At 30.4% G+C, this 15,736-nt stretch carries 14 protein-coding genes; 13 read left to right on the plus strand and 1 reads right to left on the minus strand.

Translation table 11 applies throughout. From position 1 onward, the window contains the following. Nucleotides 1-15: 15 nt before the first annotated feature. Nucleotides 16-1,518: a PucR family transcriptional regulator gene (locus J2Z76_RS16910; RefSeq protein WP_280922424.1), complete on the minus strand. Its 1,503-nt coding sequence runs from the start codon at nucleotides 1,516-1,518 to the stop codon at nucleotides 16-18. Between the two features lie 243 nt (nucleotides 1,519-1,761). Here J2Z76_RS16910 and J2Z76_RS14935 point away from each other — a divergent pair, with 243 nt between their 5' ends. From J2Z76_RS14935 to J2Z76_RS14995, 13 genes are all read left to right on the plus strand, one after another. After that, entirely contained in the window at nucleotides 1,762-2,934 is a 1,173-nt protein-coding gene (locus J2Z76_RS14935; RefSeq protein ID WP_209512859.1) for an iron-containing alcohol dehydrogenase, read from the plus strand. Between the two features lie 32 nt (nucleotides 2,935-2,966). Beyond that, nucleotides 2,967-4,670 carry an aldehyde ferredoxin oxidoreductase C-terminal domain-containing protein gene (locus tag J2Z76_RS14940; protein WP_209512860.1) on the plus strand — a complete coding sequence of 568 codons (1,704 nt, stop codon included), beginning with the start codon at nucleotides 2,967-2,969 and terminating at the stop codon, nucleotides 4,668-4,670. A 5-nt stretch (nucleotides 4,671-4,675) separates the two neighbouring features. Further along, complete coding sequence (locus J2Z76_RS14945) at nucleotides 4,676-4,876, plus strand: MoaD/ThiS family protein (RefSeq protein ID WP_209512861.1); 201 nt, start codon at nucleotides 4,676-4,678, stop codon at nucleotides 4,874-4,876. 214 nt (nucleotides 4,877-5,090) lie between these two features. Beyond that, on the plus strand, nucleotides 5,091-6,764 hold the full coding sequence (locus tag J2Z76_RS14950) for a 2-oxoacid:acceptor oxidoreductase subunit alpha (protein WP_209512862.1): 1,674 nt from the start codon (nucleotides 5,091-5,093) through the stop codon (nucleotides 6,762-6,764). 1 nt (nucleotide 6,765) lies between these two features. Then, nucleotides 6,766-7,611 carry a 2-oxoacid:ferredoxin oxidoreductase subunit beta gene (locus tag J2Z76_RS14955; protein WP_209512863.1) on the plus strand — a complete coding sequence of 282 codons (846 nt, stop codon included), beginning with the start codon at nucleotides 6,766-6,768 and terminating at the stop codon, nucleotides 7,609-7,611. 95 nt (nucleotides 7,612-7,706) lie between these two features. Then, complete coding sequence (locus tag J2Z76_RS14960; RefSeq protein ID WP_209512864.1) at nucleotides 7,707-8,582, plus strand: ComEC/Rec2 family competence protein; 876 nt, start codon at nucleotides 7,707-7,709, stop codon at nucleotides 8,580-8,582. 32 nt (nucleotides 8,583-8,614) lie between these two features. Beyond that, the gene (locus J2Z76_RS14965) at nucleotides 8,615-8,815 is read left to right on the plus strand and encodes a DUF3006 domain-containing protein (protein ID WP_209512865.1); all 201 of its coding nucleotides are present in this window, start codon (nucleotides 8,615-8,617) and stop codon (nucleotides 8,813-8,815) included. 173 nt (nucleotides 8,816-8,988) lie between these two features. Continuing rightward, entirely contained in the window at nucleotides 8,989-10,692 is a 1,704-nt protein-coding gene (locus tag J2Z76_RS14970; protein ID WP_209512866.1) for a menaquinone biosynthesis decarboxylase, read from the plus strand. Continuing rightward, nucleotides 10,679-11,548, plus strand: coding sequence for a UbiA-like polyprenyltransferase (locus J2Z76_RS14975; protein ID WP_209512867.1), 870 nt, complete (start codon nucleotides 10,679-10,681; stop codon nucleotides 11,546-11,548). The genes J2Z76_RS14970 and J2Z76_RS14975 overlap by 14 nt, the downstream gene beginning before the upstream one ends. 27 nt (nucleotides 11,549-11,575) lie before the next feature. Beyond that, nucleotides 11,576-12,562, plus strand: a complete 987-nt coding sequence (locus tag J2Z76_RS14980; protein WP_209512868.1) for an ABC transporter substrate-binding protein — start codon at nucleotides 11,576-11,578, stop codon at nucleotides 12,560-12,562. 21 nt (nucleotides 12,563-12,583) lie between these two features. Next, nucleotides 12,584-13,357: an ABC transporter ATP-binding protein gene (locus tag J2Z76_RS14985; protein ID WP_209512869.1), complete on the plus strand. Its 774-nt coding sequence runs from the start codon at nucleotides 12,584-12,586 to the stop codon at nucleotides 13,355-13,357. Then, nucleotides 13,358-14,107, plus strand: a complete 750-nt coding sequence (locus J2Z76_RS14990; protein ID WP_209512870.1) for an ABC transporter permease — start codon at nucleotides 13,358-13,360, stop codon at nucleotides 14,105-14,107. A gap of 182 nt (nucleotides 14,108-14,289) precedes the next feature. After that, entirely contained in the window at nucleotides 14,290-15,690 is a 1,401-nt protein-coding gene (locus J2Z76_RS14995; RefSeq protein ID WP_209512871.1) for a stalk domain-containing protein, read from the plus strand. The last annotated feature ends 46 nt before the right edge of the window (nucleotides 15,691-15,736 follow it).

Consider the following 15,736-nt stretch of genomic DNA (forward strand, 5'->3'; position numbering starts at 1 on the left):
AATATATCATCTTTTTTATTTATTAACATCTGTAGTCATCGATTCAAGGAATGCTTCAATTCTAAAAGAATCTATAAGTGAATAAATTACATTGCTATTCTCTAGATTTAATCCAGTCAATTGTTTTATGCGATTTATTCTGTAATTTAATGTATTTCTATGAATAAACAATAATTCCGATGTTTCACCGAGATTCTTATTACATTCTAAGTATGTTTTTAAAGTTGTATAGAAATCTGTGTCATAATTTTTGAGTATTTTTAGAGCTGGATGAATATAGTTCTTCAAATCTATTTTTCCCGAGTAATTGTACATTAAGTCATAATATGAGAAATATGTGTAATCAAATATTTGGTTTGTTTTTCCAAAATGGTGGGCTTGTTTAATACAGGTTACCGCTTGGTTAAAAAATCGTTTGAAATCTAATATATCCTCAAAAGGCCAACTTATACCAATATTAATATTTTCTCTTTTAGCCAAAAAAGTTAATTCTTTTCTTTGCTTTTCTGAAATCGAGGAAACAAGAATTGCTATATAACTTTTGTAGCGGACAGAATTTCCATTTGGGAAAATATTTTCTAAATATAAACTAATTGTATTCTTTAAATAGTTATTTTCTATTCTTTTTAAAAATTGAGCTACTACTACATACATTTTTTCAGGAAAATTTGTTTTTGATATATCAAAAATATCAAAATTGTCCATATTTCTTTCATCAAGTAAATTATAAAGAAATGTGCTGTTGAATGATTTTTGTATTCCCTTGGTGCCGTCATAATTAAAAGTATCAAAGAGAATGTTACCAATCAGTGGTAATTGTTTAAGATGACTATAGTTAATTGCTGTATGGTGTTCAATCATAATTAGTGCACCAACAACATGACTATTTTGAATGATTCGAGCTACAAGCTTTGGTTGTAAATCATCTGGCAATGTGATTGTTTTAGTTTCACAACCATTCCTATTCCATTCCAACATTTCTTTATTAGAACGGACTTGCTGCATAAATTCCAAAGAGCAGAATCCACGTTTTATATTTTCAGCCCAAAGAGGGTCTGCAATTTCATAAATAGTAGAATGTGCTAGAATTTTGTTTCCTGAATCTACAAGAATTAGTGCATTTCCTATAATTTTAGCAGCTAAATTAATAATTTGAACTATGCTTTTTTTATCTATAACTGATTTAGCTAATTCAAATAAAGCAGAACCTATACGCAAATCTTCAATAATTAATTCTATTGATTCTTTGTATATATCATTTAAATCGTTTTCTTGTATTTGCATGCAACTGCTTCCAACAGGTAAATCAGGGTAAGTTTCAATACAAAAAAGCATAATAGGACAGATGGGCTTATTACTTAAATTATCTATACTTCCTAAATATAATGTATTTTCATCCCATTTAGAAATATTCCTGTCTATTAATTTAATATCTGTAACTTTATTAGAATTGGAGTCCATAATTACATTAATCTCATGATTTTCTTTAAGTAAATTTACTAACTCGATAAATCGCATTGTAATTCTCCTTTAATTAGAATATGAAAAGAGATGGATGTACGTTATTTATAATATAGTATACTATAAAATTTGTTTTTTTTCATCCTTAAAATTAAAATAAACAAAGTAAAATAGAAAAGCAATAATTGGATGATAGCACCTATTGTGAATATTACACAAAAATACTTACTTTATTTTGTGTTTGCTGTACGTATACTGTTTAATTATATTTTGATATAATTTAAAAATAGGAAATTAAATATGAAAGGAGTAGATAGAATGATTACGTCATATGAAATATTTGTTCCAACTATCATGGGTAGTGGCTCTTCACTACGTACGGGCATGAAATTACGAAGCTTTGGGTGTAAAAAACCACTTATAATTTTTGATAAAGGACTCAAAGATGTTGGAATAGCAGATGTTATTGTAGAAAATATAAAAAGTGCAGGAATGGAAATCGTTATCTTTGATAAAGTATTACCAGATCCTCCAGATATTTTGGTTGAAGAGGCCGCAGAAATTGCTCGTACTGAGAACATTGATTCTATAGTTGCAGTTGGTGGAGGAAGTTCCATGGATACAGCTAAAGGTGTAAATGTGTTAATGAATAACAAACCTCCAATTATGAATTATTTTGGTGTTCAGAAAAATCTTTTGCCAGGTGTACCTATGATTTTTATTCCAACAACAAGTGGTACTGGCAGTGAGGTAACAAATATGTGCGTTATTACATGCACATCAAGAGGAAACAAGGATAGTGTTGTAAGCCCTGTTTGTTTGGCTAAACTTGCCATTGTAGACCCGGATCTTACGTTAGGGCTACCACCTAAATTAACCGCAGCAACGGGAGTTGATGCATTAGCGCATGCAGTAGAATCTCTAACGGGAGGACAATCAAATCCACTTTCAGATGCCCTTGCTAGAGATGCTATCAGGACAATTGCTAAATGGTTGCCAATTGCATATAAGGATGGGTCTAATTTAGAGGCAAGAGAACATATGATATTAGCTTCAACATTTGCAGGTATGGCTTTTACTAATGCACTTGTTCACTTAGGTCATTCTATAGGGCACACATTGGGTGCAGCCTTTCACATACCCCATGGTATCGCATGTGCTATAGCTTTACCAGAAGTTATTGAATATACAGCTAAAACAGAATCTGATAAAGTACGTATGATATGTGAGTGCTTAGGAGCTGATGTAGAGGACAATGCAACATATGAAGAAGTAGGGTCAACTGCACGGGAAGCTTTGAGGAAATTAATTAAATCTGTTGGTATTCCTAATTTAAAGGATTTAGGTATTTCTCTTGAAGATGCAGTTAATGTTGCTCCAAAAATAACTGCCGATGCTGGTTTGGCAATAGCACCATATAGAATAACAGCAAAGAGAATTGCTGAAATGATAAAATCGGCCTATGATGCTTAATTAATTTAATGAATAATAAGGAGGTTAAGACTATGTGGTCAAAACTATCAATAGATATGGAAAAACTTGAGATTAAAAAGGAACCTATAGAAAAAGAATACAAAGAATTAGGAGGCAGGGCACTAATTGCTCAGTACTTGATTAGGAATGTTCCTCCTACATGTGATCCTTTAGGCAGTGAAAATCAACTAGTTATATGTAATACTATTTTTGCTGGAACAAAGCTAACAACGGCACACAGACTTTCAATCGGAGGTAAAAGTCCTTTAACTGGAGGGATTAAGGAAAGTAATGCTGGAGGAAATGCAGCATATCAATTAGCAAATCAAGGAATAAAAATGGTAGTAGTTAAAAATATCCCAAAAGAAAAAGGATTGTGGTTTGCGCATATTGACTCAAAAGGTAATGTGTCATTAGAAGATGCAAATATTTACAAGGGAATTAATAATTACGAATTTGTTGAAAAAATAAATGAAAGATATGGAGATAAGGTTGCTGTAATATCAATAGGTATTGGTGGTGAAAGGCTTTATAAAAGCGCTTCAATACAGGTTACTGAGTTTAATTCAAATCATCCTAGCCGTGCTGCCGCACGTGGTGGACTTGGATCATTAATGGGAAGTAAATGTCTTAAAGCCATAGTAATAGAGAATCCCGTGGAAAAATATAAGGTTGAATATGCAGATGAGGGAAAATTTAATGAATCATGTCTCAAATTTAATAAAATGATAGCAGCAGGAGCTAAAAAAGATCCTTTCCATAATTTTGGAACAATTTCAACAATAGAAGCAACTGGTGCAAACGGCATACTTCCTGTTGACAATTTTTCTGGTAAGTTGTTCCCTGAATATCAAGAAGTTGGAGTAAATAAGTTTATGACCAATTTATCTGCTCGTGGTGGTCGAAACAAAATTCCATGTCAACCTGGATGTGTTATACAATGTTCAAATTGCTATAATGATAAAGATGGAAAATACCTTACTTCGGGGTTTGAATATGAAACAATAGCTCTTTTTGGTCCAAATTGCCATATTTCTGATCTCGATGCAATTGCTCAAATGGATCGTATCTGTGATAATTTAGGTGTGGATACTATAGAAACGGCCAATGCAATAGCCATGTGCATGGAATCAGGTAAAATAAATTGGGGAGATTCTGAGGCTGTTATTTCATTACTGAAAGAAATGGAAGATGGAACTGAATTTGGAAATCTTATAGGTAATGGATGTGAAGCAGTTGGTAAACATTTAGGGGTAGAGAGAATTCCAGTTGTTAAGCACCAAGCACTCGCTGGTTATGATCCACGAAACACTAAGGGTACTGGTATAACATATGCAACAAGTCCTATGGGTGCAGACCATACCGCAGGTCTAACAATGGGGCGTGCTTTTGAAGATGCTGGAAGAACTGCACAAGCATATGTATCCAATAAACTTCAGGTTGCTATTTGTTTCTCTGATAGTATGATGTGTTTGTTTGCATTTGCTCATGCTGCCAATAATTTACCATTACTTGGAGAACTTGTAGCTTCATTGTATGGAGGAGAAGCCGATTTTTCAAGAGTTGCCGCTATGGGTGTTAAAACTCTGCTAACGGAAAGGCAATATAATAAAATGGCAGGAATGACTATTGAAGATGATAGACTTCCAGGATTTTTCTATAAAGACAAATCATTTGCAACGGGTTCAAAATTTGATATAAATGATTATGAATTAGAAGTATTGTTTGATTTCTAATAAAAATGATAACTGTAAATAATAGAGAAATAAATTATAAAATTGGAATGTCTGTTTATGATGCTTTGCAAGAATCAGGCGAATCTATCAATAACATGACTTTAGTAGTTGTTGATGAAAAGGTAATTGCCCTAGATAAATTAAAGGATGAAATTCTGAATAATGGTATGAATATAAAACTTCTACATATTGTTTCAGGAGGTTAATGATTTAGGATATTAATAAATATAAGAAAACATATAAAAAGATGAAAGTCAATTTAAATTACTTCGCAAACAAGTAATTTAAATTGTATTGACATCTTTTTGTTTTAATTTAGCTGTAGGGGGTATAATAAATACATTCGTTAACATTTTATATTTACTTAATCATAATATATAAATAAGTAACATTATGAATAGAAAGTCTATGGAGGTACATATGTACAATATTTTAATTGGTGGGGAAGCAGGTCAAGGTATCGATACTACTTCATTTATTTTAGAGAAATTTTTCAAAAAATCTGGATACTATGTTTTTACTACTAAAGATTTTATGTCTCGTGTAAGAGGTGGACATAATTTTTCTTTATTGCGATTTGGAAATGAAATTATAACTTCCCACAGTAATAAAGTTGATGTTATAATAGCACTTAATGATGAAACGATAGAATTACATAGTAATAAGCTAAAAGATAATGGTTTTATACTTTGTGACTCAGGCTTGAATTCGGACGGTCCTCAGATAATCAAATTTGATATTAATAAAATGGCTAAAGAAATAGGAAATATAAACGTAGCGGGAAGTATAGCAGTTGGTGTTATATTAAAAATGTTTAATGAAAATTTAGATGGACTTGAAGATATAATAAGAGCTTCTACAAAAGAAAAAAATATTGAAGTGAATGTAAAGGCTGTAAAGGCTGGATATGGAATTGCAGATTCAATGTTTTTAAGTAAAAATGGAGAATTTAGTGACTGGATGCTTATTTCAGGCAATAAAGCTTTAGCATTAGGGGCAATTGCCGCAGGTGTGAAATTCTACTCTGCATATCCCATGTCTCCATCTACTTCTATAATGGATTATATCGCTTCAAAAAGCAATGAGGCTGAAATAGTAGTAGAACAGGCAGAAGATGAAATTGCTGCTATGAATATGGCTATTGGAGCATCATTTGCTGGAGTTAGGTCAATGACTGCTACATCAGGTGGGGGATTTTGTTTAATGGTAGAAGCTTTAGGTTTATCAGGTGTTGCAGAAATTCCAGTTGTAGTAGTTGATGTTCAAAGACCGGGACCAGCAACAGGATTAGCTACTAGGACAGAACAATCTGATTTGAAATTTGTAATCTCAGCATCTCAAGGGGAATTTCCGCGAATGGTAATTGCATTAAGAAACCATACAGATGCATTTTACCAAACAGTCAGAGCTTTTAATTTATCAGAAAAATATCAAATTCCAGTTATTATTCTAAGTGATCAATATCTTGCAGACACATCCTCAAGTGTGAAGCCTTATGATTTAAGTAAAGTAAGCTGGGAACTACCAATAACAGCACCACAAAAGGAAGAAGAGTATCTAAGATATCGTTATACGGATAACTATGTATCACCTAGGTTGATTCCAGGCAAATCAAGAAATTTTGTCACTGCTGATAGCCATGAACATGATGAACAAGGATGGATTTGTGAAGAAGCTAAAACACGTGTAAAGATGGTTGATAAAAGAATGAAAAAACTTGAAAGATTAATAGAAGAAGATTTACAAGATCCTGAGTTTATTGGTTTTGAAAATTGCGAAACACTAATTGTTGGCTGGGGTTCTACTTATGGAGCAATCGTTGAAGCAATTAAAAACCTTAATAATGATGGGAAAAAGAAATATGGAGCATTAGTTTTTGGAGATGTTTATCCTCTTCCAGAAAAATTATTAAGAGAAAAGGCAATGGTGACGAATAATATCATAAATGTAGAACAAAATGCAACAGGGCAATTAGCTAGTTTGATTCGAGAAAAAACTGGTATAGAATGTAGCCAAAGCATATTAAGATATGATGGAAGACAAATATCTGCAGAAGAGATTGTATCACAAATTTTCAAAGGAGGAGACCAATAATATGAATACTTTTAATACTTATAAAACATCATGGTGTCCTGGATGTGGTAATTTTAATATATTAAAATGTCTAAAGACAGCGCTTGAAGAACTAGATAAAGATCCTTATGAGGTATTAATGGTTTCTGGTATAGGTCAAGCGGCTAAAACAGCTCAATACATTAGCGCAAATAGCTTTAATGGATTGCATGGCAGAGCTTTACCGGTTGCTATAGCGGCTAAAATAGCAAATGAAAAATTAACAGTTATAGTAAATTCAGGCGATGGTGATTCATATGGAGAAGGTGGAAATCATTTCATACACAACATTCGCAGAAATGTAAATATTACTCATTTTGTACATGATAATCAAATATATGGACTTACGAAAGGGCAAGCATCACCTACAACTAGTGAAGGTCAAGTGACTAGAATACAGCCTAATGGAAATACTAACCTACCATTAAACCCCATACTTTTAGCAATTTCAGCTGGTGCTGGATTTGTTGCAAGGTCATTTAGTGGTGATACAAAACATCTTGTTTCTATGATGAAACAAGCAATTTCTTATGATGGATACGCAATTGTAGATATTTTGCAACCTTGTGTTAGTTTTAACAAAATAAATACTTTTGCTTATTATAAAAGCAGAGTTTATCATTTAGAGAAAGATTATGATTCTTCAAATAAATTAGGAGCAATTCAAAAATCAATGGAATTTGAAGATAAAATACCTATTGGTGTTATTTATAAAGAAAAAAGAAATACTTATCATCAACAAAATATTACTTTATCAGATAGTGAACCTTTGCTTGATAAAAAAGTGGACTTAAATATTGTTCAAAAATTGATTGGTGAGTTTATATAAATTATGTTAAAATAGCAAGGGAGTGTTCTTTTAATTTTATAATGATTATATTAATAGAACCATGACACTGAAATGAAAAGAGGAACAATTGCTTAATGAAGAAGAATAAAATTAAAGCTATTATTTTTGCACTAAGTTTTTTAATATACTTATTTATATCGTATTTTCCAGGGCTTGATGATTTAAAAAGTACTAGTCAAGATTCCCTTGAATTAACAGATGCATTAAAAGTACATTTTTTAGACGTTGGTCAAGCAGATTCTATTTTAATAGAATTACCTAACAAAGAAACTATGTTAATAGATGCTGGAAATAACGCCGATGATAAATTTGTAGTTAATTACATTAAAAAATTACATTATGATAAAATAGATTATGTTGTTGGAACACATCCTCACGAAGATCATATAGGAGGACTTGATACGGTAATTAATACATTTGAAATTGGGAATGTTTATATGCCAAAAGTTGAGCATACTACAAAAACTTTTGAAGATGTGTTGCTTTCTATAAAAAACAAAAATCTTAAAATTAAAGCAGCAAAAGCTGGGGTGAATATTATAAACAACGATAATTTAAAAATAGATATAATAGCACCTGTAAATGAAAGTTATGAAGATTTAAATAATTATTCTGCTGTTGTAAAAATTTCATATAAAAATAATTCATTTTTGTTTATGGGAGATGCCGAAAAATTATCAGAAGATGAAATTATGGCAAATGTTAGGGCGGATGTAATAAAAATAGGTCATCATGGAAGTCACACCTCAACATCGGAAGAATTTTTAAAAAAAGCTTCACCAACATATGCTATAATTTCTGCCGGTAAAGATAATGAATACGGTCATCCTCACGAGGAAACAATAAATTTACTAAATAAATCAAACATTGAAATTTATAGAACTGATTTGTCAGGTACAATTGTAATTATGTCTGATGGATATAATATTAATGTAGAAGAATTTTTATAATAAAGAAAAATATATTTAAATAAGGAAAGATTATGAAAATAATAATAGATCGTATTGAAGAAAATTTTTTTGTTGTTGAATTAGAAAATAAAGAAATGATAAATATTCCAAAATCTATAATTCCTACAAACGCTAAAGTAGGAGATGTTATTTCTATTGAAGTGGATGTAAATGAAACGGAGGAGCGTAAAGAAAAAATAATTAATCTTATGAATGAGTTATGGGAAGATTAAAATATTAAATAAGTTATAAATATAATTGCGACTAGTAATGTAGTCGCTTTTTTAATTCATTATTGCAAAATTGAGTTTGATGTATTAGAATAAGCTTATATTTGTCAATAATGTTATTAAATAATAAACATAAAGCAAATAAATATTTTAACTAATTATGAGGTATGTGCTTTATGGCATATAAAGATTTACAAACTTTTATAAATGAAATAGATTCTAGGGGTCAGTTGAAATCTATAGATGTAAGTGTTTTATCAGAACTTGAGATTACAGAAATCGCAGATAGAATATCAAAAGCTAATGGACCAGCATTGTTGTTTAAAAACGTTAAAAATTCTAAATATCCACTTTTAATTAACGCAATGGGTAGCTATGATAGAATGAGCATTGGTTTGGGTGTTGAGAATTTAGATGATATTGGAGATGAAATAGATAAATATTTAGATTTGTCTAACTACTTATCAGTTAAAAAGCTGATTAAAAGCATACCGAGATTATTTAGGCTTTTGCATGTTTTTCCTATAAAAAGCAAATTAAAAGGTAAATGTCAGCAGGTAATTGAAAAACAAGTAGACCTAAACGCATTGCCTGTACTTAAATGTTGGCCAGAAGATGGAGGCAAATTTATAACTTTGCCTTTAGTATTTACAAAGGATATAAAATCTAAACAACAAAATGTTGGGATGTATAGATTGCAGATACTTGATGAAAAAAGCACTGGTATGCATTGGCATAAGCATAAGGATGGTTCGGAAATCTACAAAGGATATAAAGATAATAAACAAAAAATGCCTGTTTCAGTTGCATTGGGTTGCGATCCATCTATTACTTATGCTGCAACGGCTCCTCTTCCTAAAATGATTGATGAAATGATGTTAGCTGGATGGCTTAGGAAATCAAATGTAAAAATGGTTAAGTGTATTACAAATGATATATATGTTCCAAGCAATGCAGAAATAATACTAGAAGGATATGTCGACCCAGCAGAAGAATTAGTTCTTGAAGGTCCCTTTGGTGACCACACAGGATATTATTCTTTAGCGGATTATTATCCCAAGTTTCATGTTACTTGCATAACTCATAAAAAGAATGCCATTTATCCTGCTACTATTGTTGGAAAACCTCCAATGGAGGATTGCTACATGGCAAAAGCTACGGAGCGTATTTTTCTTCCTATGCTTAAAATGATTATGCCTGAATTAGTAGATTTAAATTTACCATTTGAAGGAGTATTTCATAACTGTGCTATCGTATCTGTAAAAAATAAATATCCAGGCTGTGCTCATAAAATCATGAATGCTATTTGGGGCATAGGACAAATGATGTACACTAAATTAATTGTAGTGGTAGATGAAGAGGTTAATGTCCAAAATTTAAATGAAGTAAAAGATGCTGTTCTGAGAAATGTAATAAATAAAGAAAATTTGGTTTTTTCAGATGGCCCTTTAGATGCTTTAGATCATTCTTCAAATAATGCCATGTATGGTAGCCGTTTAGGTGTTGATGCAACTACTAATATAAATATTGAAGAACAAGATAAAACAAATGATTCTTATAAATTTATTATAATTAAAAAAGAAAAACCATATCAAGGTAAAGAAACTTTAAAGGAATTTTTTAAAACAAACCCTGAAAAATTTGTAATTGTTGTAGATGATGTTAATAATCCAAAGGATATATCAACTATAATATGGAAGTTATTTAACAATATTGATGCAAAGAGAGATATTATAATAATTGATGATAAAATAGGAATTGATGCTACGAAAAAATTGAAGAGTGAAGGACTAACTAGAGATTGGCCAAATGATATTGAAATGTCAGAAGAAATTAAACAATATGTAAATGAAAGATGGGACGAATATGGAATTGACTAAAATAATTAACAAAATTAAAGATTATGGCAAGCTTGTTATGTTTTCTCATACTATTTTTTCTCTTAGCTTCGCGGCTGTCTCTATGATTTTGGCGGCTAAAGGCTTGCCAACTCTTTCAACAATGTTTTGGATACTTGTTTGTTTTATGGCGGCAAGAACAGGTGCAAATGCTATAAACAGGGTTATAGATGCAGAAATTGATTCACGAAATCCTCGTACTGCAACTAGACAAATACCAAAGGGAGAAATAAAAAAGATTGAAGTAATTATTTTTACATCAGTTTGCTTTATTATCATGCTTTTTGGAGCATATAAACTGAACTTAGTTTGTTTATTGCTATCACCAGTTGCTTTGTTCTTAATGATTATTTATTCTTATACCAAAAGATTTACTTTTTTTTGCCATCTCATACTTGGAGTTACATGTGCATGCGCTCCTGTTGGGGCATGGATTGCAGTAACTGGTAAAATTTCTTTGATTCCATTAGTAATGGGGGTAGCCAATACATTATGGGTTGCTGGATTTGATATTATTTATGGTTCTCAGGATTATGATTTTGATAGAGCTAATGGACTTCATTCTGTTCCTGCAAAGTTTGGTGTGAAAAATGCCTTGTTCATTTCAATGATGTTTCATGTTATTACATTGGTATGCTTGATATTTATCGGAATTTTATCAATAGAATTGAGTTTAATTTATTATTTAGGAATAGCAGTTATAGCAGCACTTTTTGTAGCAGAGTATAACATTGTATCACCAACTAATTTAACAAATGTAAACATTGCATCTTATAGCATAAATCAACTTGTTAGTATAGTTTTGCTAGTTTTTGGATTACTTGATGCATTTATATGAAAAATAATAAAATTGAAAGGTAAAGATATGAAAATTAAAATTTATTCTGTGCTATTAATTTTAGCACTACTATTTACAGGATGTACTACAAAGAACCAAACACCAAATGAAACACCTAACGAAGTTCAAAATGAAACTTCTAGTGATATACCAACACAGGAAGCAACTGAAATTACAATAGGAATGATGTCATCGTCAGATGTAATTCCTTATGTATTGATAAATGAGATTGGATTAGCTGAAAAATATAATATTAAATTAAATTTAGAAGTATTTACATCGGCAAAAGACAGAGATGCTGCATTTCAAGCTGAAGAAATAGATGGAGTATTAACAGATTATATAGGTGTGTGCATGTATCAAAATGCTAATTTTGATGTTAAAATAACAGGTATCACAGATGGAGATTACTTATTGCTTGCAGGTAAAAATACAGGAATTACAGATATAAGTCAAATTAAGGGAAAAAGCATTGCTATTTCAGAAAATACTTTAATAGACTACACTTTTGATGATATTTTAAAGAATAACAATATAGATAATGTTGATGTGACAAGAGAAGTAGTTCCAAGGATACCAGATAGGTTAGAATTACTTAGAAATGACAAAATAGACCTTGGATTAATGCCAGAACCATTTGCAACTTTAGCATTAAATGATGGAGCTGTATTGCTAGGAAGCGCAAATGAATTTGACTTATATCCAGCAGTATCAGCGTTTTCTCAAACTGTTCTAGATGAAAAGGGTGAAGCAATTCATAATCTTTATAAAGCATATAACGAAGCAGTTGACTACATGAATAAAACTAATATTAGGGATTATGAAGAAATTGTTGTTAAAGCTGTAGGTTATCCAGAAGAAATGATTGGTAAAATTGAAATAAAGCCTTTTAGAACAAGTGAATTACCTCCTAAATCAGAAATAGAAGAAGCAATAGCTTGGGCTAGCAACAAAGGACTTTGTAGTTCGGATTTAAAATATGAACAAATGATTTATGATGTTTATTCTGAATAATAGTAAAAGCATGGTGATAATATGGTCTTAGTAGAGAATGTTTCTATAACTTATAAATCTATAAATGAAAAAACACAAGTCATAAATAACCTTTCTCTAAAAATTGAAAAGGGAGAAACTTTAGTTATACTTGGACCTTCAGGGTGTGGGAAATCAACATTAATAAATGCGCTAGCTAAAACTAAAACTATTGAAAGTGGAAGAATTGATTATATACAAGATGGTGATAGAAAGGCTTTGAGTTCTAAAGTTCATAAAATTGGAATCATACCTCAAAACTGTGGACTTTTGCCTTGGAAAACAGTTATGGAAAATTACTTGTTACCACTTAAAATACGTCATGAAGAAATAAATAATGAAACAAATAAACGTATTGAAGAAATATGCAAATCCTTAGATATTATTCCCCTGCTCCATAGATATCCTAGGGAATTAAGTGGGGGTCAAGTTCAGAGGGCAGCTATTGCAAGGGCATTTATTTTAGAGCCTGATTTATTGCTTATGGATGAGCCGTTTTCTTCACTGGATGAAATCACCAGAGAAGAAGCGCAGTCTTTGTTTTTGAAAATATGGGAAAATTATAAGCCAACAACAATATTAGTTACACATAGTATTGATGAAGCATTATATTTAGGAAGTAGAATATTAGTAATGGGAACTAACATGGGAAATATAAAATATCAAATTAAAAATCCTTATTTTGGGAAATTGTTTCCTGATGAAGTCGAATATCTATCTATTAAACGTACTTTGAGAGATAAACTAAAACCAGATGTCAAAAATAAGGTGATATAAATGAGAAAATTGATTAAGCAATGGGAGATATTTATTCAAGGCTTTCTTTTAATAAATGCTATATGGTTAATATCATCTATTATATTAAATATAAATGTAGTACCCAACCCAATTGATGTATATAAAAATCTTAATAATCTTTTTACCAATGATGTATTTCTCCATGTATTTTATAGCTTAAAAAGAATTGCAATTGGTCTTATTCTATCTCTGTTAATTGGAGTTCCAATAGGAATTGGTATGGCGTATTCTAAAGTTGCTAATAGAATACTGTTTCCACTCATTTATTTCAGTTATCCTATTCCCAAAACAGCTCTATTGCCAATAGCAATGGTTTTGTTTGGTATGAGGGATGGTTCTAAAATATTAATTATGTTTTTAATTATAGTTTTTCAGGTAATTATTTCGGTTAGAGATAGTGTTAATAATATTGATAGTACGGTATATCAAGTAATAAAAAGCGTTGGAGCAAATAAATTACAAATACTGTGGAACGTTACTTTACCAGCCATTTTACCACAGCTTTTAACTAGTATAAGGGTATCTTTAGGAACAGCAGTTGCGATTTTATTTTTTGTTGAGGGATATGGTACTAAATTTGGAATGGGTTATTACATAATAGATGCGTGGTCTAGAATTAATTATATTGATATGTATATTGGAATAATTTTGATTTCAATTGTTGGTTTTTTATTATTTAATTTAATTGATTTTATTTCCGAAAAGATGTGCAGATGGAGCAACAAATAATAAAAACTCAAAAACGAAATAATTAAAAATGAAATTGATAATTATTATTTGGTAAAATTATTCTTGTAGAACTGTAATGGATTGTGTTATCATATTACAATATTATAGTATATAAAATTACATACTATAAATAGATATTATAAAATCAAATCCACAATTGTGGGAAAGAGGGAGTGTATTATATGATTAAAAAGTTAGTTTCATTAGCAATAGTTGGTGTTATGTCTATTTCTATGTTGACTGGATGCGGAGTAAATGATTTAGGATATTTAAAATATACAAAAGATTTATCAAATATTACTGAATATAGTTTTGAAAACACCACAACAATTAATGTTTCAGAGGAAATGGCAGGAGAAGAGTTCAATGTTGATTTTACATTAGATGGAGAAGTGAATTTAGAGGATTTAGAATCTATGTATATGTCATTTGATTTATTGTTTAAAGTAAATGATATGGGAATAGAAAGTCCTATGAATTTTAAAGTTGTAGATAATAAAGTATATGTATCGAAAAATTCTCTATTAGAGGTAATTACTTTAGCACGTATTATGGAAAGTGATAGCGAAGCAAAAGTTATGCAAGAAGTATATGATAATGATTTGAAAGATGTTGATTACATATTGTTAACTGATTTAGGTGATGTTTATAAGGATATGTCTTATAAAGAAATGTCAGATAGTGGTTATGATTATTTAACAAAAGCTTTTAAAGGTTTTGATTCTAAGATTATAACAAAAACATCTAAAGGGTATTCTATTGAATTGTCATCTGAAAATGCATTGACATTTATTCAAAATTTATTTACATATTTATATGAAAATAAAACAATAGTATTTGATGAAACAGTTTCTTATGTTAAAAATTTATACTCTAATATGGAGGTAGAAGGTTTTACTGAAGAAGATAAACAAGAAATGTTTGTTGAATTAGAGGAAAGTAGAGAAGATTTCTATGAGTTTATAGATGAAGCTGCATTGTTTTTAGCTTCTGGCGAACTTGATACATATATTGATATGATAGAGGATAGTAAGATAAAAAGTGAAATATATAAAGAAGGAAAAAAATATATAGAAAAAGATGAAGTGAAAATAGTATATGAAGGTATTGAAATGGGCAGTTTAGTATCTGAAACTATAATATTTCCAGAAATAATTGAAAAAACTCAAATAGAAGGCAATATTGTTGAAGTAGAAAAATTAGAAGGTTTATTAAACACAGCTGAGGATAAAATTAATCCAATACAAAAAATGGAATTAGAATGGTATCCTGGAGATGAAGATGCAATGGTAACTTCTACAAGATTAGAAGGAAATACTGATTTTGATATTCAACCATATACTATAATTGATGGAAGAATATATTTGCCACTAAGATATATAGGAGAAGCATTTGGTGAGGAAGTATCATGGGAAGATGCAACAAAAACAGCTTATATAGTAAGAGGTGCTGAAAAAATTGAGGTAACAGGTATTCTTTTCAATTCTAAAACTATGATAAAAGTTAGAGATTTTGAAAAATTAGGATATAAAGTAGAATTTGTTCAAGATGGAGATTTATCTATTGCAACAATTTTAAATTAAATAGACAGTATGACATGAAATTGTAAGGTACGCATTGGTGCGTACC

Origin of the sequence: Sedimentibacter acidaminivorans (assembly GCF_017873955.1) — a bacterium.
In the GTDB taxonomy this organism is placed as follows: domain Bacteria; phylum Bacillota; class Clostridia; order Tissierellales; family Sedimentibacteraceae; genus Sedimentibacter; species Sedimentibacter acidaminivorans.